The organism is Pseudomonas chlororaphis, assembly GCF_001921865.1.
Lineage (GTDB): Bacteria > Pseudomonadota > Gammaproteobacteria > Pseudomonadales > Pseudomonadaceae > Aquipseudomonas > Aquipseudomonas chlororaphis_D.
Map to the genome: position 1 here is coordinate 194995 of NZ_MSCT01000006.1, position 16746 is coordinate 211740.

Sequence of the window (16746 nt, forward strand, 5' to 3'; positions counted from 1 at the left end):
CCATGAGAGTTCTGTTATTCGGCGCCACCGGCATGGTCGGTCAGGGCGTCTTGCGTGAGTGCCTGCTGGCCGGCGACGTGCAGGAAGTGGTCGCCATCGGCCGCACGCCGCTTGGCCAGAAGCACGGCAAGTTGAGCCAGCTGCATCACCGCGACCTGTTCGACTACAGCCGGCTGGAGGCCGAATTGCAGGGCTTCGATGCCTGCTTCTTTTGCCTGGGCGTGTCCGCCGTGGGCATGGCCGAAGCGCAGTACAGCCGGCTGACCTACGACCTGACCCTGGCCGCCGCCACGACCTTGGCGCGGCTCAACCCGCAGATGACCTTCGTCTATGTGTCCGGTGCCAGCACCGACAGCAGCGAGCAGGGGCGAACCATGTGGGCGCGGGTCAAGGGCCGCACCGAAAACGCCGTGCAGCGCCTGCCGTTCAAGGCGGTCTACCTGTTCCGGCCGGGGGCGATCCAGCCGCTGCACGGTATCCGTTCGAAGACCGCCTTCTATCAGATGTTCTACAGCGCGCTCGGGCCGCTGCTGTCCTGGGCGCGCCGGCGCTGGCCCCATGCGGTGACCAGCACCGCGGAGGTCGGCAAGGCGATGCTCGTTGTGGCACGGCACGGCGCGCCCACGGCGATCATCGATGGCGCGGCGATCAACCGGCTTGCCTCCGAGCGCTGAAAGGGCGATATCCTGCGGGCTCTTCGAGCCGAATTCGCGAGCCCGTGATGCTGCAAAAGAGCCTGATCCGCCGCCTGGACCTGATCACCCTGCAACTGTTCGTCGCCGTCCATCAGGAGGGCACCCTGACCCGCGCCGCCTCGCGCGAGGCGATCGCGGTGTCGGCGGCGAGCAAACGCTTGATGGAGCTGGAGGAAGCGCTTGGCATCAGCCTGTTCGTGCGCCAGGCCAAGGGCATGACCCTGACGCCGGCCGGGGAAACCCTGTTGCACCATGCGCGGCAGATGCTGTTCAACGTCGAGAAAATGGGCCTGGAGCTGGGCGAACACAGTCACGGCGTGCGCGGTTACGTACGCATGCTGGCCAACCTGTCGGCGATCATCCAGTTCCTGCCCGAAGACCTGCGGGCGTTTTCCGCGCTGCATTCGCAGGTCAAGACCGACCTGGAGGAACGGCCCAGCAACGGCGTGGTGCAAGGCGTGCTCGACGGCGTGGCGGACCTTGGCATCTGCTCCAGCGACACCGATACCAAGGGCTTGCGCAGCGTGCCGTACCGGCGCGACAAGCTGGTAGTGCTGATGCGCCCGGACCACCCGCTGGCCAGCCGCGGCGAGCTGGCGTTCGACGACACCCTGGACAGCGATTACGTCGGCCTGCATGCGGCCAGTTCGATCAATATGCGTACTCATGCCGCGGCACGGGCGGCCGGCAAGGTGCTGCGCCTGCGCATCCATGTGCCGGGGTTCGACGCGATGTGCCGCATGGTCCAGGCCGGCATGGGCATCGGCATCCTGCCCGCGGGTGCCTTCGAGTTGTTCGGGCGGGCGCTGGGCCTGCATGCGGTGCGGCTGAACGACGACTGGTCGGAACGCCTGCTGATCCTGGTGGTGCGCGACGAAGCGGCGCTGTCGCCGGTCAGCCGTTTGTTGTTCGAGCATCTGCGCGACGGCCGCCTGTAGGCGTTGGCGATGGTGGCCCCTTGGCCCCTTGACCGGTCGTTCGCGTTTGGCGAACGACCGTTGCCAACTGAAGGTTGGATTTACCGCTGCCGCCTCCTCTAGCCTTGGTACAAATTCCAAGAACATAGAGGTACCCGCCATGACTGCTCCCTTAAGCGGAATCAAGGTGATCGAGATCGGCACGCTGATCGCCGCGCCTTTTGCCGCCCGCGTGCTGGGCGAATTCGGCGCCGAGGTGATCAAGGTCGAAGCCATCGGCCAGGGCGATCCGCTTCGCAAGTGGCGAAAGCTCCACGAGGGCACCTCGCTCTGGTGGTACCTGCAATCGCGCAACAAGAAGTCCCTGGCGCTCAACCTCAAGTCCGCCGAAGGCATCGAGCTGCTCAAGCAACTGGCCCGTGACGCCGATGTGTTGATCGAAAACCTGCGCCCCGGCGCCCTGGAAAAACTCGGCCTGGGCTGGGACGTGTTGCACGCCCTCAACCCGCGGCTGACCCTGGTGCGTATTTCCGGCTATGGCCAGACCGGCCCGTACCGCGACCGTCCGGGTTTCGGCGCCATTGGCGAGGCCATGGGCGGCATCCGCTACACCACCGGCACTCCGGGCTCGCCGCCGGCGCGGGTCGGCGTCAGCCTCGGCGATTCTCTGGCCTCGCTGCATGCGGTGATCGGCGCGCTGATGTCCTTGCTGCGGGTCAAGACCGGGCAGGGCGAAGGGCAGGTGGTGGATGTGTCCCTGGCCGAGAGCGTGTTCAACCTGATGGAAAGCCTGGTGCCGGAGTACGCCATGCTCGGCCATGTGCGCGAACGCAGCGGCGGGGCGCTGCCGGGTATCGCGCCGTCCAACACCTACCTGACCGCCGATGGCGCCTATGTGGTGATCGCCGGCAACAGCGACCCGATCTACAAGCGCTTGATGGCGGTGATCGGTCGGCCGGACCTGGGCGAGGCGCCCGAATTCGCCCATAACGACGGGCGTGCGGCCCAGAGCGGCCTGCTGGACGCAGCGATCACCCACTGGACCAGCAGCCAGCCGATCGACGCGGTGCTGGCGGCGTTGCAGGCCGCCGAGGTGCCGGCCGGGCGCATCTATTCGGTGGCCGATATCGTTGCCGATCCGCATTACCAGGCGCGGGACATGCTGCTCGACGCCGAGCTGCCCGGCGGCGTCCGGGTGACGATGCCTGGCATCGTCCCCAAACTCTCGGCCACGCCCGGCGCGGTCAACTGGCAAGGCCCGGCCCTGGGCCAGCACACCGACGGCATCCTCGCCGGGCTGGGGTTGGCCGGAGCCGATATCCAACGTTTGAAACAGGCGGGAGTGGTGCAATGAACAGCGATTTCTCCGAGGCCCTGATCGTCCAGGAAGTCTCGCCCCGCGACGGTTTGCAGATCGAGCCGACCTGGGTCGCGACCGCCGACAAGATTGCCTTGATCGATCAACTGTCGCTGGCCGGTTTCAGCCGAATCGAGGCCGGCTCCTTCGTTTCGCCCAAGGCCATTCCCGCCCTGCGCGACGGCGAGCAGGTGTTCCAAGGCATCCGGCGCCAGCCGGGGCTGATCTACGTGGCGCTGATCCCCAACCTCAAGGGCGCGCAGCGGGCGCTGGCCAGCCGCGCCGACGAACTGAACCTGGTGATGTCCGCCAGCCAGACCCACAACCGGGCCAATATGCGCATGAGCTGCGAGCAGTCGCTGGCGGCCTTCGGCGAGGTGGTCAGGTTTGTCGAAGGTTCGTCGGTGCGGCTCAATGCGAGCATCGCCACCACCTTCGGTTGCCCGTTCGAGGGGCGGATCGACGAAGACCGGGTGGTGCAGATCGTCGAGGCCTACCTGGAACTGGGCATGCAAGGCATCACCCTGGCCGACACCACCGGCATGGCCAACCCGCGCCAGGTCGAGCGCCTGGTGCGGCGGGTGTTGCAACGGCTGCCGGCATCTGCCCTGACCCTGCATTTCCACAACACCCGCGGCTTGGGCCTGTGCAATGTGCTGGCCGCCTACGAGGCCGGCGCCCGGCGTTTCGACGCGGCCCTCGGCGGCCTCGGCGGCTGCCCGTTCGCCCCGGGCGCCTCGGGCAATATCTGCACCGAAGACCTGGTCAACCTGTGCGCCGAGATGGGCATTGCCACCGGCATCGACCTGGCTCATCTGCTGACGCTGTCCCGGCAACTGCCAGCGCTGCTCGGGCACGAGTTGCCCGGCCAGGTGGCCAAGGCCGGCCGCAATTGCGACTTGCATCCGGTCCCGGACGACGTCGCGGCGCTGTAACGTTTTACCCCAGACAACAAAAACAATCGGGCACCCACGGGAAGCCCGCCTGGAGAACCACGATGAACCCTAACGCTCTGGAGGCCGGCGCGAGCCCGGCCGCAACGGTCGACGCGGAAAAAGCCCTGGTCAGCAAAGTCGCCTGGCGCCTGATGCCGCTGATCATGGTCTGCTACCTGTTCGCCTTTTTCGACCGCATCAACATCAGCTTCGCCAAGTTCCAGCTCCAGGCCGACCTGAGTCTGAGCGACACCGCCTATGGCCTTGGCGCCGGGCTGTTCGTGGTGGGTTACGTGCTGTTCGAGGTGCCGAGCAACATGATGCTGTACAAGGTCGGTGCGCGGCGCTGGATCGCCCGGATCATGATGTCCTGGGGCCTGGCCACCGCGGCCATGGTGTTCGTCACCAGCGAATGGCAGTTCTATGCCCTGCGTTTCGTGATCGGCGCGATGGAGGCGGGCTTCGCCCCCGGCGTGCTGTATTACCTGACACTGTGGTTTCCCCAGCACTATCGCGGGCGCATCACCTCGCTGCTGTTCCTCGCCTCGGCGTTCGCCGGGCTGGTGGGCGCGCCGTTCTCCGGGCTGGTGCTGGAACACCTCGACGGCGTGTTGCAGATGCGCGGCTGGCACTGGCTGTTCCTGCTCGGCGGCGTGCCGTGCATCGGCCTCGGACTGCTGGTGCTGACCCTGCTCAAGGACCGCATCGAAGACGCCCACTGGCTGACCCCGACGGAGAAGACCCTGCTGGCCAGCCGTATCGCCCGGCATGAGCCGCACCAGGGTGGCAGCTCGTTACTGGCGGCCCTGCGCATTCCCGGGTTCCTGACCCTGGGGCTGATCTACTTCCTGATCCAGGTGGCGTCGTACGGCCTGAACTTCTGGGCGCCGCAGCTGATCCGCAGCGCCGGCACCCAGAGCGCGGTGACGATCGGCCTGCTGACCGCGGTGCCTTATATCTGCGGCGCCATCAGCATGGTGCTGGTCGGCCGGCTGTCCGATGCCACGGGCGAGCGCCGCAAGTTCGTCAGCGGCCTGGTGGCCCTGGGTGCGGTGGGGTTTTTCTGCGCGGGGATCTTCGCCGATCACACCACCTTACTGATCGTCGCCCTGAGCCTGCTCGGCGCTGGCATCATCGCCTCGATCCCGACTTTCTGGACCCTGCCGCCGAAACTCCTGGCCGGCGCGGGCGCGGGCGCTGGAGCGGCGGGCGGGATCGCGGTAATCAACACCCTGGGCCAGTTCGGTGGCATCGTCAGCCCGGTCATGGTCGGCCGCATCCGCGACCTGACCGGCAGCACCACGCCGGCGCTCTACGTCATCGGCGTCGCCAGCCTGATCGCCGCGGCCCTGTTGCTGTGGGGGCTGCCGCAGAAGCTGCGTACGCTCGACAAGCAATAAGCGGGGGTAGGTGGGGGTGGCGACGCTCCGGTCAATGGTTCGTCTTACCAACCGGTAGGTGGCAAGCGCCGGGTATGGAAAATTCGCAGTATCTGCAGGCACCCCTGGCGAACGCGGTAGGGGATCAGGTAAGGGTGACCCGGGACGATCCACTCCCGGGTTCCCGGTAAGCGACCTTCGTGGCCACTGGCGGGAAAACGGCTCAGGTGTTGAATGCTGCTTTGGATGGCATTGACGAATTGCGCGGCGGCCCGAGGGTTGTCCTGCGCAATATGAGCGGTTTCGTCATCAAGATTCTTGAGGGTGGTACGCAGCCCTTCAATGTGCATTGCCAGTCCATTTATCCAGCACGCCTTCCAGCTCTTCGGCGCTGGCGAAATCGCCTGAGTCGGCTTCAGCCAGGGCTTTCTGGATCTCATCGATTTGCCAGGCTTCGCGGGCCAGATATTCTCGCAAGGCGTCCACGGCAAGAAACGACTTGCTGCGGCCTGTGGCCTTTGCCAAGTGAGCCAGGGTATCGGCAACATCATCGGGTAGACGCAAGGACATGACGGACATGGTTAACTCGATGTAGTGGTTTGTAATACAACAGACTACATCGCTCTACGGCGCTGGCAGCAGAGCCATTCGCCCAGTGTCGGCGATGCTTTGATTCAAGATGACTCAGGACCTTTTCCCATGCTCACCGGCCTCAACCACCTGACCCTCGCTGTCGCCGACCTGGACCGCAGCCTGGGGTTTTACCGCGACCTGTTGCAGTTGCGCCTGGACGCGCGTTGGGACGGCGGCGCTTATCTGTCGCTGCCGGGCTTGTGGCTGTGCCTGTCGCTGGACCCGGCGCGCCAGCCGCCGGCGGCACCGGACTACACCCATTACGCCTTCGGCATCGGGGCCGGGGATTTTCCGGCCTTCGTCCAGCGCTTGCGCGAGGCCGGGGTGCGGGAGTGGCGCGACAACCGCAGCGAGGGCGCCTCGTTCTATTTTCTCGACCCCGACGGCCACCGGCTGGAAGCCCATGTCGGCGACCTGGCGTCGCGTTTGCGCGCCTGCCGGCGGCAGCCTTATGCCGGAATGACGATCTTTACCGACGAATGACCCTTCGCGGGCGGTTTTAAACGGGCTGGCGGTCGCCGCGACGATCATTACGGGGTGGTGCGAGGGCGCACAAGTCGGCAGAATCCTCGCCATCGAAACTGCGCCGCACGTGGCGCTTCGGAGTGTGGCATGACGTCTTCGCTGTTACTGGCGGTTCTCGCCTCGGGCTTTATCTACGGCATCACCCCCGGCCCCGGCGTGCTGGCGGTATTCGGCATCGGCGCGGCGCGCGGGCGGCGGGCCGGCGCCGGTTTTCTCTGCGGGCATCTGCTGGGCGACGTGGTCTGGTGCAGCACGGCGTTGATCGCCATCGTCGGCGCCCGGGAGATCGGCAGTACCGCGTTCGATGTGCTGGGCGTGCTCAGCGGCCTGTATCTGTTCTGGCTGGGCATGCGCGCGATCCGCAGCCGCCGCAGCAGCGAGCAGGCGCCCCAGGGCCCGGCCCGCGAACCGTTCTGGCACGGCATCCTGTTCGGCCTGACCAACCCCAAGGCTTACCCGGTGGCGGTGGCGACGTTTACCGCGTTGCTGTCCAGCCGCGCCGAGCTGCTCGAGTGGTCGATGCTGCCCTGGCTGATCGTGCTCAGTTTCCTCGGCGGCCTTGGCGCATACGCTATTCTCATTGGCATCGTCGGTGCGCGGCAGGTGCGGACCCTGTATCAGCGTCACGAACTGACGATCACCCGGATCTGCGGGGTGATGTTCATCGGGTTTGCCATCAACGCCTTGCTGCATGCCGTTCCGGGGCTGTTGGCGAACAAGGCGTAAAGGCTGTTCGCAAGGTTGCGACAGTCACGGACCAGCAGCGCTCCTGTACCGCTGCCGCAACCCAGGGATTGATACTCGGCGCTTCATTTTCACAGGCAGTGTCGTTCCCTGATGGCAACCAAGAATTCCGCGCCCCTGGCCAGTTTCATCGACCTTCTGCTGGACGCCGTCTGCGCGGTGGATATCGACGGCCGTTTCGTCTTTGTCAGCGCCGCCTGCGAGCGCATTTTCGGTTATACCCCGGACGAGCTGATCGGCCGGCGCATGATCGAACTGGTGCACCCGGCCGACCGGATACGCACCCAGCAGGCCGCCAGCCGGATCATGGCCGGCGAGCCCATGCCCAACTTCGAGAACCGTTACCTGCGCAAGGATGGGCAAGTGGCGCACATCCTCTGGTCGGCGCGCTGGTCCGAGGTCGATCAGTTGCGCATCGCCGTGGCCCGCGACATCACCGAACGCAAGCAGGCCGAATCGCGCCAGGCTGCGCTGTATGCGATCTCCGAAGCGGCCCACGCCGCCGAAGACCTGCTGGCGCTGTTCCGGCACGTGCACCAGATCATCGGCGAATGGTTGCCGGCGCTGAATTTTTCCGTGGCCCTGTACGACGAACATTGCCAGGTGCTGAGCTTTCCCTACCATGTCGACGACAGCGAAGCGTACCCGGAGCAGCCCGGCACCCTGACCGGCAGCCTGTGCGCCGAGGTGATCCGCAGCGGCCAGCCCTTGCTGCTGACCCCCGACCATCCCGGGCCGCTGGCCGATGCGCTCGCCGGGCCGCATTCACCGTGTTGGCTCGGTGTGCCGCTGAGCTCGCAGAAGGGCACCATCGGCGCGCTGATCGTCAAAAGCGCGCCGGGGGACGAGCGCTACACCGAGCAAGACAAGGAGCTGCTGCAATACGTCTGCGCCCAGCTCGCCACCGCCATCGAACGCAAGCAGCTGCATGCGCGCCTGCAATACATGGCCCAGTACGACCAGCTGACCCAACTGCCCAACCGTGAACTGCTGCGCGAGCGCCTGCGCAGCGCTTTGGCCCGCGCCCGTCGCGAGTCCGGGCGCATGGCTTTGCTCTACGTGGACCTGGACCAGTTCAAGCAGGTCAACGATACCTTTGGCCATGCCGTCGGCGACATGCTGTTGCAGGCCATGGGCAACCGGCTCAAGGCCTGCGTGCGCGAGAGCGACACCGTGGCGCGCATCGGCGGCGATGAGTTCGTGGTGTTGCTGGGCAGTATCCAGCACGCCGAGGACGCCGCGGTCGTTGCCGCGAAGATTCGCCAGGTGCTCGCTGAACCGCTGCGCCTGGACGGTCATCAACTGAGTGTCCTGCCGAGCATCGGCATCGGCCTGTTTCCCGAGCATGGCCACGACGAACAGCAGTTGTTCAAGCACGCCGACGAAGCGATGTACGCCGCCAAGCGCGCCCAGCGAAGCCCGTCCCGCGCCTGACTACGCCGGCGCGGGACAGCCCCGCGCGGTCTGTGCGGGGCAACCACTCGTCGAAACCGCTGCAACTTTTTCAAACCTTCGATGGCCTGAATGCTCTCAACCTGTGCCGGCGCCGTGCGCCGTTACCTCATCGAAGGAGGCCGACACCATGAGCTTCATGGCCAGCCATTTATCCCGCGCCTGCCTCACGCTGCTGCTTGGCCTGGGCGCCAGCGGCGCGTTCGCCCAGTCCCCGGCGGAGTTCATCGACGACGCTTCGGCCAAGGGCATGGCAGACATCGAGGCCAGCCGCCTGGCCCATCAGAAGACCTCGTCCAAGGCGGTCAAGGACTACACCATCCTGGTCATCAACGACCGCACCACGGCCAACCAGCACCTGGCGAAAATCGCCAGGAAACTCGACCTGCCCGTGGCTCCTCGGGAAGAAGTCATCAGCAAGTCCAAGGCGTTGATCCCCGAAGTGGCCGAAGGCGAGGCCTTCGACGCGGCCTACGCCGAGAGCCAGGTCAAGGCCACCGAAGAAGCCATCGAGCAGATCCGCCGGCAAGCCGAAACCACCGGGGTCCCCGAGCTCAAGGCCTTCGCCGAAGAGACCCTGCCGAAATTGCGGAACCACCTGCAAATGGCCAAGGCCCTCAAGGCCGGGCGGACCCCGGAGCAACTGGAGGGTTGAGTATCGTTGGCTGATGTAACGGGAGCGCGCCTGATGCTCCCGGGGCGTTCTCGGCACGGCTTCAGATCGGTCTGCCGTGCTGCCCATCTCCTGGGCGGTTGCGCCTGAGCTTCAGAGATCGGCGGTCGCGGGAAAACTCACGTTGTTTGCAGGCGTAGCACCCTCGAAGGCTCGCCCCGCCGGGAGCGAGCCGTTGGCGTCAGGCCGATGCCGGCTCTGCCAACGCCACCTCGACCTCCCAACCGAAATACCCCGCCACCTGGCACTCGGTGTCGACCAGCATGAAGCTGACCTGGCAGGTTGCCGTTCCGGGCTTGAGGTGGGTGACGCGCCAGAAGTGGTCGTCGGCTTGATGGGTGATGGGCTGGTCCGGGTTTTCCAGGTCGAGGGCCGGGACGTCCCGGTCGGGCTGGACCCGCAGTTCGGGCGGCGACAGGACGCCGGCGTCGCCGATGGCGATCTGGTAGATCACCACGCTGTGTTCGGCGCGCAGGGCGATGGTGCGGCCACGGATATGGAAGACCTGGCCGATGTCGGCGATGCAGTTCAAGGTGTCGCCGCTGCTGTTGGCGTTGGGCAGGTGGGCGCCGCCGAGAGGGAAAACGAAGCCCGGCTCGATCGGGGTCGGAGCGTCCGCCGCCTGGCTCGGTTGCGGGTAGCGTGCCAGCAGGCTTTCGGCGTCGACGATGAACAAGAGATGGGCCGGTGCGGTAGCGGAAACTGAAGGGTCGGTAGACATCACGTGTTCCTTGCATGATGTTGACGAGCAGCGACGGCGCAGGCTTGGGTGAGACATCCTGTGTCAGCGGGAGCGGTCGCGGGGCAGGTTGGCCCCTTGTCGCCAAGGGGCCTTGTGCATCAGTTGCGGATGGTAATGAACGGGTCCCACGAGCAGCAGCCGACGATCTGGCAGCTGCGGTCCACGATTAGGAAGTTGAAGTGGTAGGTGACGCTGCCGCAGGCCAGCGTTTCGGAGGACCAGTAGTAGTTATCCACTTTCTGGCAGCTCGGCACCGAAGGGTTGCTGGTGTTGGGCACCGCTACGCAGGCGGTGGCCTTGCGCGGGGTCGGGGTGGAGATCAGCTCGTTGCCCTGGTTGCCGATGAACTTGTAGAACACCACCGCGGTTTCGAAGCTCTGCGACAGGCTGGTTTCACGCCAGCGGATCAGGTCGCCGACCTGGGCCTTGAGGTTGAGTTCGCCACCGGCCTGGCCGCTGACCACGTTGTTCTGATTGGTCACCATGTAGACGTGGTTGACGTCGATCATCGTCGGCGCATTCGGATTCTTGCTGATGTTCGGGTAGTTTTTCAGGATGGTTTCGGTGTCGATCGAAACGAGAATATCCGTGACTCGAGACATGATGAAGCTCCTTTTCAGAGTAAGTGTCTGGCGCTTGCCAGAGACAACAACGTTGGATGCCTTGCGGCCGTTGTACGTGCGCACTTCTTTGCGGAACCCGTCTGTCACGGATACGAGCTGGCCTGGCTCCCTGCCTACTGTCTGACGGCCGGGGTTCCTTCCAACAGGCCGCGACTGGACTATAGATCCACCGGGGGGGCTGTCAAAAAGAGCAGCCTGACTCGCGACCAGCGGTCGTTTTCGAACATAAGTACCTGCCGATTGGCGATAAGAACGCAGCGCTCAAGAGCGCTTGGTACGCAGTGGGCGAGGCGTGTCGCGGCGGCCACCCGGGATCTCTGCGCGGCGCTTTTCAGTGCGCGGCGTTCTGTCGAAACTGCCGCGGGCTGACCCCGGTCAAGGCCTTGAACTGGCGGCTGAAGGCGCTGTGGTCGGTGTAGCCGCATTGCAGGGCGACGTCGGTGATCGGCAGTTCGCCGAGCAGCAGGCGCGAGGCATGTTCCAGCCGCACCTTGTGGATCATCTGGCGCGGGGTGAGGTGGAAGATGCGCTTGCAGTAGCGCTCCAGCTGAGCGATGGACAGGTCGGCGATGTGGGTCAGGTCGTCGAGCCGGATGGCCTCGTTGTAGTGCTCGCGGATATGCCGGTCCACCGCGGCCAGGCGTTCGTAGGCCGGGTGCGCGTCGCGGGCGGCCTGCAGGTCGAGGGAGATGCCGGCCATGCCGATGATCTGCCCGTGATGCCCGAGCAGCGGCAGTTTGTGGGTCAGGCACCAGCCCGGTTCGCGGCTGCCGTACAGGTGCAGTTCCAGCTGGCCCTTGATGGTGATGCCCTGGCGCAGCACGCGCTGGTCCTGCTCGGTGTAGACCGGGCCGAGCACCGCGGGAAACACCTCGGCCGAGGTCTTGCCCAGCAGCGGCGCGACGCTCTTGAAGCCGCACCGCTGGGCCAGGGTCAGGTTGGCGACGAGGTAGCGGGCTTGCAGGTCCTTGATGAAAAACACCGCGTTGGGCAGGGTGTCGAGCAGCGGGATGACCAGGGCCATGCTGCCCAGGAAACCGTGAATATCCGCGCACGGTTGGCTGGCGAGGGCTTCGGGCAGGCGGTGCAGAAGGGTATCGATCATCAGGGGTTGCTCTTTCCGGGGGGCAGGGCGCGTACCGCCAGGCCCTCACTTTACGGCAGGCATCGACGATTGCAGCAACAAGGTTTCGATCCGCGCCGGCACCAGGGGCGCCCTTGGTGTCGGCGGCGTCCAGCCGAACAGCGCCTGGGCTGCGGTGGCGCAGATCCGTCCCTGGCAGGCGCCCATGCCGCAGCGGCTGTGCAGTTTGGCCTCGGTCCAGTGCGCTTTGCCAGCCACCGCGGCGTAGGGCACATCTTCGCAGCGGCACAGCAGCGTATCAGCTTGCGCCAGGCGCAGAAGCGCGGGGTCGAGGGCGAAAGCCTTGCGCACCCGATCGGCAAATGCCTGCCAATGGTCACGCTGCTGGATCAACGCGACGGCGTCCTGGGGCTGCCCGCTGGCGACCAGCCCGGCGATTTCGCCTTCGACCCGGGCCAGTTCGCTGCCGCCGATTCCGGTGCATTCGCCAGCGGCATAGACCTGCGCGAGGCTGGTGCCCTGCTGGCGATCCACGGCAATCGCCTCGCCTTGCAACTGGCAGCCCAGGTGGCTGGCCAGGGCGGTGTTGGGCACCAGGCCGAACCCGCAGGCCAGGCGTTCGCAAGGCAGTTCCCGCACCTTCCCGCCCTGGCGGATGCGTACTGCTTCCAGGCGGTCTTCGCCCAGGGCTTCGAGCACGTGGGCGTTGTAGCGATAGGCCGGGGTTGCCAGGCGGGCGGCTTGGCCGAGCTTGGCCGGCCAGCGCCATAAGCCGGCGGCAAATGTCCCCAGGGCGGCCGCCGAGGCTTGTTCCAGCACCGCCTTCAGCCGAGCGCCGGCTTGCCGCGCGGTGGCGGCGCTGGCCAGCAGCAACGGTCCGCTGCCGGCGACGACCACGCGCTCGCCGGCCACCGCCAGGCCGTTTTTCAGCAGGGCCTGCAACGCCCCGGCCCCGGTGACTCCCGGCAAGGTCCAGCCGGGGAAGGGCAGCAGCAGCTCGCGCGCGCCGCAGCACAGGATCAGGCTCTGGTAGCGCACCAGCAACGCTTGTTCGGCGTTTTCCAGCAGCAGGGTATTGGCGCCTGCGCCGGCCACTACCCGGGTGCCCGGCAGGTAGCGCAGCCGTGGGTGTTCCAGCACCCGCAGGGCCTGGCGCGCCGCCCGGGCGAGGACGACGCCTGGGCCGTTGCGCCAGATCTGGCCGCCGGTGCGCGGGTTGTCGTCGAGCAGGACGATGGACAGCTCGCGCCGGCTCGCCGCCTGGGCCGCCGCGAGGCCGGCCGGACCGCTGCCGACGATGAGGATGTCGCAGTGCAGGTGTCGTTCGTTCATGGCGTGCGCTCCACGTGCAGGCCTTCGCGGCACAGGGTCTGGCAGGCCAGCTGGCGCCGGCCGTCGATGGTCATGCGGCATTCCTGGCAGACGCCCATGCCGCAGAAGGGGGCCCGCGGCTGGCCGGTGCAGGAGGTCCGGGTGCGTTCGTCGCCGCTGCCGGCGAGGGCGGCGGCCACGCTCAGGCCCTCGCGCACGGCCAGCGGCTGATGGTCCAGGTAGATGATCATGGGGCGGTTCCGGGTGCAGGGGGGAGGGCGGCAAGAGTGGCGAAGCGTTCGGGGCGATAGGCGAAGGCGTCGATATCCGGTCGTTCGCCGAGCATCAGGCTGGCCAGCAGGCGGCCGCTGCCGGGAGCGGTGGTGACGCCCAGGCCTTCGTGGCCGACCGCCAGCCACAGGCCTTTCTCCTGGGGATGCCGGCCGAGGATCGGCAAGCCGTCCGGGGTGGCGGCGCGAAAGCCGGTCCAGGCGCGGATGCCGTTCAATTGCGCGAGCCCCGGCAGGTAGGCCACCGCCCGTTGCAGCATCGGCGCCAGGACGTCGGCGTCGATGGCCGGGTCGAGGGTGTCGAACTGCCGGGACGAGCCGATCAGCAATTGCCCGGTCGGCCGCGGCTGCACGTTGAACGCCACCGAGGTGCCGTTGCTGGCGTGGGCGCTGGCGGCGTAGCCCAGTTCCACCAGTTGATGGGACACCTGCCGCGGGTAGCGATCGGTGATCAGCAGATGGCCCTTCTTCGCCCGCAGCGGCAAGGCCGGCAGCAGGTCGCGCGCCGCCAGGCCGTTGGCCAGGACCACGTACTCGGCGCGCAGTACCCGGCCGTCGTCGAGCTCCACGCGGTGGGCGGCGATGGCCCTGACCGTGGCGCGTTCGCAGCTCACTCCCGGCGTCTCGTGCAACAGCCAGTGAGCCGTGGCCGGGGCGTAGAGAATGCCGTCGCCGGGAATCTTCAGGGCGCCGCCCAGATGTTTGCGCAGCATGGGTTCGAGTGCGCCCAGGGCCGCGCCGTCGAGCAGTTCGCCGGCCACCCCGTGTTCGGCCAGGGCGGCTTGCTTGGCCCGCGCCAGGTCCATTTCCGCGTTGTCCGCGGCCAGCCACAGGGTGCCGCAGTTACGGTAGGCGCAGGCGGCCGGCAGGCGTGTGCGCAGCTGATTCCAGAGGCCGATGGAGTAGTGGCTCAGTGCAAGTTCGGCGGGGTTGTCATCCATCGCCACCAGGTGCCCCATGCCCGCGCCGGTGGCCCCGCCGCTGGCGTTGTCGAGTACCCGCACCCGCAGGCCGCGCCGGGCCATTTCGTGGGCGCAGGCGGCGCCGACGATACCGCCGCCAATCACCAGTGCATCGGCTTCGGCCGGCTGGCTCATGGGACGATGCCCCAGGCGAAGGGGTCGCTCTCTTCGATCAGCAAGGTGGCTTCGGCGCTGAGGTGGGCAGTGCCGCGCAGGGTCGGGATGATCTGTTCGCCGGCTTGCTCGTAGCTGGCGCTGAACTGGCTGCCGACCACGCTGGCCTGGTGCCAGAGCTGGCCGGGGGCGAGCTTGCCGTCGGCGGCCAGGCACGCCAGCTTGGCGCTGGTGCCGGTGCCGCACGGGGAGCGGTCGTAGGCCTTGCCGGGGCACAGCACGAAGTTGCGGCTGTCGGCCCGATCGTCGTCGGCGAACAGTTCGATGTGGTCGATCACGCCGCCGTCGGCGCCGCGGATGGCGGCGGCTTCCAGGGCTTCGCGCACGGCCCAGGTGTAGTGGGTCAGGGCGTCGACGTTATCCAGGGCGATGCGCTGGCCATGCTCGCTGATCAGGAAGAACCAGTTGCCGCCCCAGGCGATGTCGCCGCGGACCTTGCCGTGGCCGGGCAACTGCAGTTCGACGCCGCTGCGATAACGGTAGGCCGGGACATTGCGCACGCTGACCGAGAGGTCGTCGTGCAGGGTGGCGCTGACCGTGCCCACCGGGGTTTCGATGCGGTGCACGCCGGGGGCGATGCGGCCCAGGTGATGCAGCGAGCGCACCAGGCCGATGGTGCCGTGGCCGCACATGCCCAGGTAACCGCTGTTGTTGAAGAAGATCACCCCGGCACAGGCATCCGCCGCCTGCGGTTCGCAGAGCAAGGCGCCGACCAGCACGTCGCTGCCCCGAGGTTCCAGGACACAGGCCGTGCGCCAATGATCGTGCCGGTCCTGGAGAACGGCCAGCCGTTCGGCCATCGAGCCGTTGCCCAGGTCGGGAAAGCCGGCGACGACCAGGCGGGTCGGTTCGCCCCCGGTGTGTGAATCGATGACGGTTATTTTTTTCATGGCGGCACCTGACGGAAAAGACCTACAGATTCACCCGGGAAAGCACCGCATCGCTTGTCGGTTTTCTCTGCGGCGGATGACGAAATCGGCACAGTGGCTGTTGCCGGACGCTGTAGCCGCTGCCGCAGGCTGCGTACGGCTGCGCAGCAGACGCTGAGTCGGTATCCCCTATTTACCTGATGCACCGCGGCGCCTGGATTGGCGGCCGCTGCGCGCCCGTGCGCAGCCTGCGGCAGCGGCTACAGAGGCGGCGGTGGATGGGGAAAGCTCTATGCGCGACTGGGCAAATATGCCGATTTCGTCTTGCTCCGGGGCGAAAAACCTCAAGCTGCGGCGCGGCGAAAAGCGGAATCTGTTTGGCGTTTCCAACGCCTGTCGGCCCCGACCGACTCAACGAACAAGGACCAGACCATGAGCCGTAAAGCCATTCATTGGAGCGGTGTATTCCCTGCCGTCAGCACCCAGTTCAAAGCCGACTTTTCCCTCGACCTGGACGCCACCCACAAGGTCATGCGCAACTTGGTGGCCGACGGTGTGTCGGGCCTGGTGGTGTGCGGCACCGTCGGTGAAAACACTTCCCTGAGCACCGCGGAAAAACTCTCGGTGATCGAGGTCGCCAAGGACGCCGCCGGCGGCCGAGTGCCGGTGATCGCCGGGATCGCCGAATTCACCACCGACTTCGCCCGCAATACCGTGCGCGAAGCAGCCAAGGTCGGCGTCGACGGGGTGATGGTGATGCCGGCCTTGGTGTACTCGGCCAAGTCCCACGAAACCGCCGCGCACTTTCGCGCCATCGCCACCGGCACCGACCTGCCGGTGATGGTCTACAACAACCCGCCGATCTATAAGAACGACGTCACCCCGGACGTGCTGATCGCCTTGCAGGACTGCGAAAACATCGTCTGCTTCAAGGATTCCTCCGGCGACACCCGGCGCTTCATCGACCTGCGCAATGCCGTGGGCGATCGCTTCGTGCTGTTCGCCGGGCTGGACGACGTGGTGGTGGAAAGCATCGCCGTCGGCGCCGAAGGCTGGGTCTCGGGGATGTCCAACGCCTTCCCGAAAGAGGGCGAGACGCTGTTCCGCCTGGCCAGGGAAAAACGCTTCGAGGAAGCCCTGGCGCTGTACCGCTGGTTCATGCCGCTGCTGCACCTGGACGCGCGTCCGGACCTGGTGCAGTGCATCAAGCTCTGCGAGGAACTGGTCGGGCGCGGTTCCTCGATCACCCGGCCGCCGCGCCTGGCCCTGCAGGGCGAGACCCTGGCCGAGGTCAAGGCGATCGTCGCCAAGGCCCTGGCCGAGCGTCCGCAACTGCCGGACGTCGGTCTGTAACCCCCGGTCGCAGGGCGCTGCCGCGCAG

Annotated in this window: 19 protein-coding genes; 10 read left to right on the forward strand and 9 right to left on the reverse strand. The window is 66.7% G+C overall.

Features of this window, described 5'->3' with window-relative positions; genetic code table 11:
- Positions 1 to 2 precede the first annotated feature (2 nt).
- The 5 genes from BTN82_RS06350 (at position 3) to BTN82_RS06370 (ending at position 5304) form a co-directional block, all read left to right on the forward strand.
- On the forward strand, positions 3 to 674 hold the full coding sequence (locus BTN82_RS06350) for an NAD-dependent epimerase/dehydratase family protein (protein WP_075118311.1): 672 nt from the start codon (positions 3 to 5) through the stop codon (positions 672 to 674).
- Between the two features lie 47 nt (positions 675 to 721).
- Positions 722 to 1633, forward strand: coding sequence for a LysR family transcriptional regulator (locus BTN82_RS06355; protein ID WP_075118312.1), 912 nt, complete (start codon positions 722 to 724; stop codon positions 1631 to 1633).
- A 139-nt stretch (positions 1634 to 1772) separates the two neighbouring features.
- Entirely contained in the window at positions 1773 to 2966 is a 1194-nt protein-coding gene (locus BTN82_RS06360; RefSeq protein WP_075118313.1) for a CaiB/BaiF CoA transferase family protein, read from the forward strand.
- Entirely contained in the window at positions 2963 to 3904 is a 942-nt protein-coding gene (locus tag BTN82_RS06365) for a hydroxymethylglutaryl-CoA lyase (RefSeq protein ID WP_075118314.1), read from the forward strand. Before BTN82_RS06360 ends, BTN82_RS06365 begins: the two co-directional genes overlap by 4 nt.
- Positions 3905 to 3966: 62 nt before the next feature.
- Positions 3967 to 5304, forward strand: a complete 1338-nt coding sequence (locus tag BTN82_RS06370; protein WP_075118315.1) for an MFS transporter — start codon at positions 3967 to 3969, stop codon at positions 5302 to 5304.
- Between the two features lie 44 nt (positions 5305 to 5348).
- On the opposite strand, the gene BTN82_RS06375 is transcribed toward BTN82_RS06370, so the two are convergent.
- Positions 5349 to 5633 (reverse strand): type II toxin-antitoxin system RelE/ParE family toxin, encoded by a 285-nt coding sequence (locus BTN82_RS06375; RefSeq protein ID WP_075118316.1) that lies wholly within the window; start codon positions 5631 to 5633, stop codon positions 5349 to 5351.
- Positions 5623 to 5862, reverse strand: coding sequence for a CopG family ribbon-helix-helix protein (locus tag BTN82_RS06380; RefSeq protein WP_075118317.1), 240 nt, complete (start codon positions 5860 to 5862; stop codon positions 5623 to 5625). Before BTN82_RS06380 ends, BTN82_RS06375 begins: the two co-directional genes overlap by 11 nt.
- A 120-nt stretch (positions 5863 to 5982) precedes the next feature.
- On the opposite strand from BTN82_RS06380, the gene fos reads away from it, so the two are divergent.
- The 4 genes from fos (at position 5983) to BTN82_RS06400 (ending at position 9292) form a co-directional block, all read left to right on the forward strand.
- Positions 5983 to 6399 carry a fosfomycin resistance glutathione transferase gene (gene fos, locus BTN82_RS06385; RefSeq protein ID WP_075118318.1) on the forward strand — a complete coding sequence of 139 codons (417 nt, stop codon included), beginning with the start codon at positions 5983 to 5985 and terminating at the stop codon, positions 6397 to 6399.
- A 129-nt stretch (positions 6400 to 6528) separates the two neighbouring features.
- Positions 6529 to 7167, forward strand: coding sequence for a LysE family translocator (locus BTN82_RS06390; RefSeq protein WP_075118319.1), 639 nt, complete (start codon positions 6529 to 6531; stop codon positions 7165 to 7167).
- 111 nt (positions 7168 to 7278) lie between these two features.
- The gene (locus BTN82_RS06395; protein WP_075118320.1) at positions 7279 to 8619 is read left to right on the forward strand and encodes a sensor domain-containing diguanylate cyclase; all 1341 of its coding nucleotides are present in this window, start codon (positions 7279 to 7281) and stop codon (positions 8617 to 8619) included.
- A 148-nt stretch (positions 8620 to 8767) separates the two neighbouring features.
- Positions 8768 to 9292, forward strand: a complete 525-nt coding sequence (locus BTN82_RS06400; protein WP_075118321.1) for a DUF4142 domain-containing protein — start codon at positions 8768 to 8770, stop codon at positions 9290 to 9292.
- 199 nt (positions 9293 to 9491) lie between these two features.
- On the opposite strand, the gene BTN82_RS06405 is transcribed toward BTN82_RS06400, so the two are convergent.
- The 7 genes from BTN82_RS06405 to BTN82_RS06435 all read right to left on the reverse strand — a co-directional run bounded on the left by BTN82_RS06405 (position 9492) and on the right by BTN82_RS06435 (position 15386).
- Positions 9492 to 10031 (reverse strand): AidA/PixA family protein, encoded by a 540-nt coding sequence (locus BTN82_RS06405; RefSeq protein WP_075118322.1) that lies wholly within the window; start codon positions 10029 to 10031, stop codon positions 9492 to 9494.
- A 119-nt stretch (positions 10032 to 10150) separates the two neighbouring features.
- Positions 10151 to 10654: an inclusion body family protein gene (locus BTN82_RS06410; RefSeq protein WP_075118323.1), complete on the reverse strand. Its 504-nt coding sequence runs from the start codon at positions 10652 to 10654 to the stop codon at positions 10151 to 10153.
- Positions 10655 to 11006: 352 nt separating this feature from the next.
- Entirely contained in the window at positions 11007 to 11780 is a 774-nt protein-coding gene (locus BTN82_RS06415) for an AraC family transcriptional regulator (protein ID WP_075118324.1), read from the reverse strand.
- A 45-nt stretch (positions 11781 to 11825) separates the two neighbouring features.
- Positions 11826 to 13091, reverse strand: coding sequence for an FAD/NAD(P)-binding oxidoreductase (locus tag BTN82_RS06420; protein WP_075118325.1), 1266 nt, complete (start codon positions 13089 to 13091; stop codon positions 11826 to 11828).
- Positions 13088 to 13321, reverse strand: a complete 234-nt coding sequence (locus BTN82_RS06425; RefSeq protein WP_075118326.1) for a (2Fe-2S)-binding protein — start codon at positions 13319 to 13321, stop codon at positions 13088 to 13090. Before BTN82_RS06425 ends, BTN82_RS06420 begins: the two co-directional genes overlap by 4 nt.
- Positions 13318 to 14457, reverse strand: coding sequence for an NAD(P)/FAD-dependent oxidoreductase (locus BTN82_RS06430; protein WP_075118327.1), 1140 nt, complete (start codon positions 14455 to 14457; stop codon positions 13318 to 13320). Before BTN82_RS06430 ends, BTN82_RS06425 begins: the two co-directional genes overlap by 4 nt.
- Positions 14454 to 15386, reverse strand: a complete 933-nt coding sequence (locus BTN82_RS06435) for a 4-hydroxyproline epimerase (RefSeq protein WP_075118328.1) — start codon at positions 15384 to 15386, stop codon at positions 14454 to 14456. Before BTN82_RS06435 ends, BTN82_RS06430 begins: the two co-directional genes overlap by 4 nt.
- A 411-nt stretch (positions 15387 to 15797) precedes the next feature.
- Here BTN82_RS06435 and BTN82_RS06440 point away from each other — a divergent pair, with 411 nt between their 5' ends.
- Positions 15798 to 16718, forward strand: a complete 921-nt coding sequence (locus tag BTN82_RS06440; protein WP_075118329.1) for a dihydrodipicolinate synthase family protein — start codon at positions 15798 to 15800, stop codon at positions 16716 to 16718.
- The last annotated feature ends 28 nt before the right edge of the window (positions 16719 to 16746 follow it).

Coding starts and splice junctions, on each gene's coding strand:
- BTN82_RS06400 (WP_075118321.1), top strand. CDS start 8,768: ATGAGCTTCATGGCCAGCCATTTATCCCGCGCCTGCCTCACGCTGCTG.
- BTN82_RS06435 (WP_075118328.1), bottom strand. CDS start 15,386: ATGAAAAAAATAACCGTCATCGATTCACACACCGGGGGCGAACCGACC.
- BTN82_RS06355 (WP_075118312.1), top strand. CDS start 722: ATGCTGCAAAAGAGCCTGATCCGCCGCCTGGACCTGATCACCCTGCAA.
- BTN82_RS06425 (WP_075118326.1), bottom strand. CDS start 13,321: ATGATCATCTACCTGGACCATCAGCCGCTGGCCGTGCGCGAGGGCCTG.
- BTN82_RS06380 (WP_075118317.1), bottom strand. CDS start 5,862: ATGTCCGTCATGTCCTTGCGTCTACCCGATGATGTTGCCGATACCCTG.
- BTN82_RS06405 (WP_075118322.1), bottom strand. CDS start 10,031: ATGTCTACCGACCCTTCAGTTTCCGCTACCGCACCGGCCCATCTCTTG.
- BTN82_RS06365 (WP_075118314.1), top strand. CDS start 2,963: ATGAACAGCGATTTCTCCGAGGCCCTGATCGTCCAGGAAGTCTCGCCC.
- BTN82_RS06420 (WP_075118325.1), bottom strand. CDS start 13,091: ATGAACGAACGACACCTGCACTGCGACATCCTCATCGTCGGCAGCGGT.
- fos (WP_075118318.1), top strand. CDS start 5,983: ATGCTCACCGGCCTCAACCACCTGACCCTCGCTGTCGCCGACCTGGAC.
- BTN82_RS06375 (WP_075118316.1), bottom strand. CDS start 5,633: ATGCACATTGAAGGGCTGCGTACCACCCTCAAGAATCTTGATGACGAA.
- BTN82_RS06410 (WP_075118323.1), bottom strand. CDS start 10,654: ATGTCTCGAGTCACGGATATTCTCGTTTCGATCGACACCGAAACCATC.
- BTN82_RS06350 (WP_075118311.1), top strand. CDS start 3: ATGAGAGTTCTGTTATTCGGCGCCACCGGCATGGTCGGTCAGGGCGTC.
- BTN82_RS06415 (WP_075118324.1), bottom strand. CDS start 11,780: ATGATCGATACCCTTCTGCACCGCCTGCCCGAAGCCCTCGCCAGCCAA.
- BTN82_RS06395 (WP_075118320.1), top strand. CDS start 7,279: ATGGCAACCAAGAATTCCGCGCCCCTGGCCAGTTTCATCGACCTTCTG.
- BTN82_RS06430 (WP_075118327.1), bottom strand. CDS start 14,457: ATGAGCCAGCCGGCCGAAGCCGATGCACTGGTGATTGGCGGCGGTATC.
- BTN82_RS06390 (WP_075118319.1), top strand. CDS start 6,529: ATGACGTCTTCGCTGTTACTGGCGGTTCTCGCCTCGGGCTTTATCTAC.
- BTN82_RS06360 (WP_075118313.1), top strand. CDS start 1,773: ATGACTGCTCCCTTAAGCGGAATCAAGGTGATCGAGATCGGCACGCTG.
- BTN82_RS06370 (WP_075118315.1), top strand. CDS start 3,967: ATGAACCCTAACGCTCTGGAGGCCGGCGCGAGCCCGGCCGCAACGGTC.
- BTN82_RS06440 (WP_075118329.1), top strand. CDS start 15,798: ATGAGCCGTAAAGCCATTCATTGGAGCGGTGTATTCCCTGCCGTCAGC.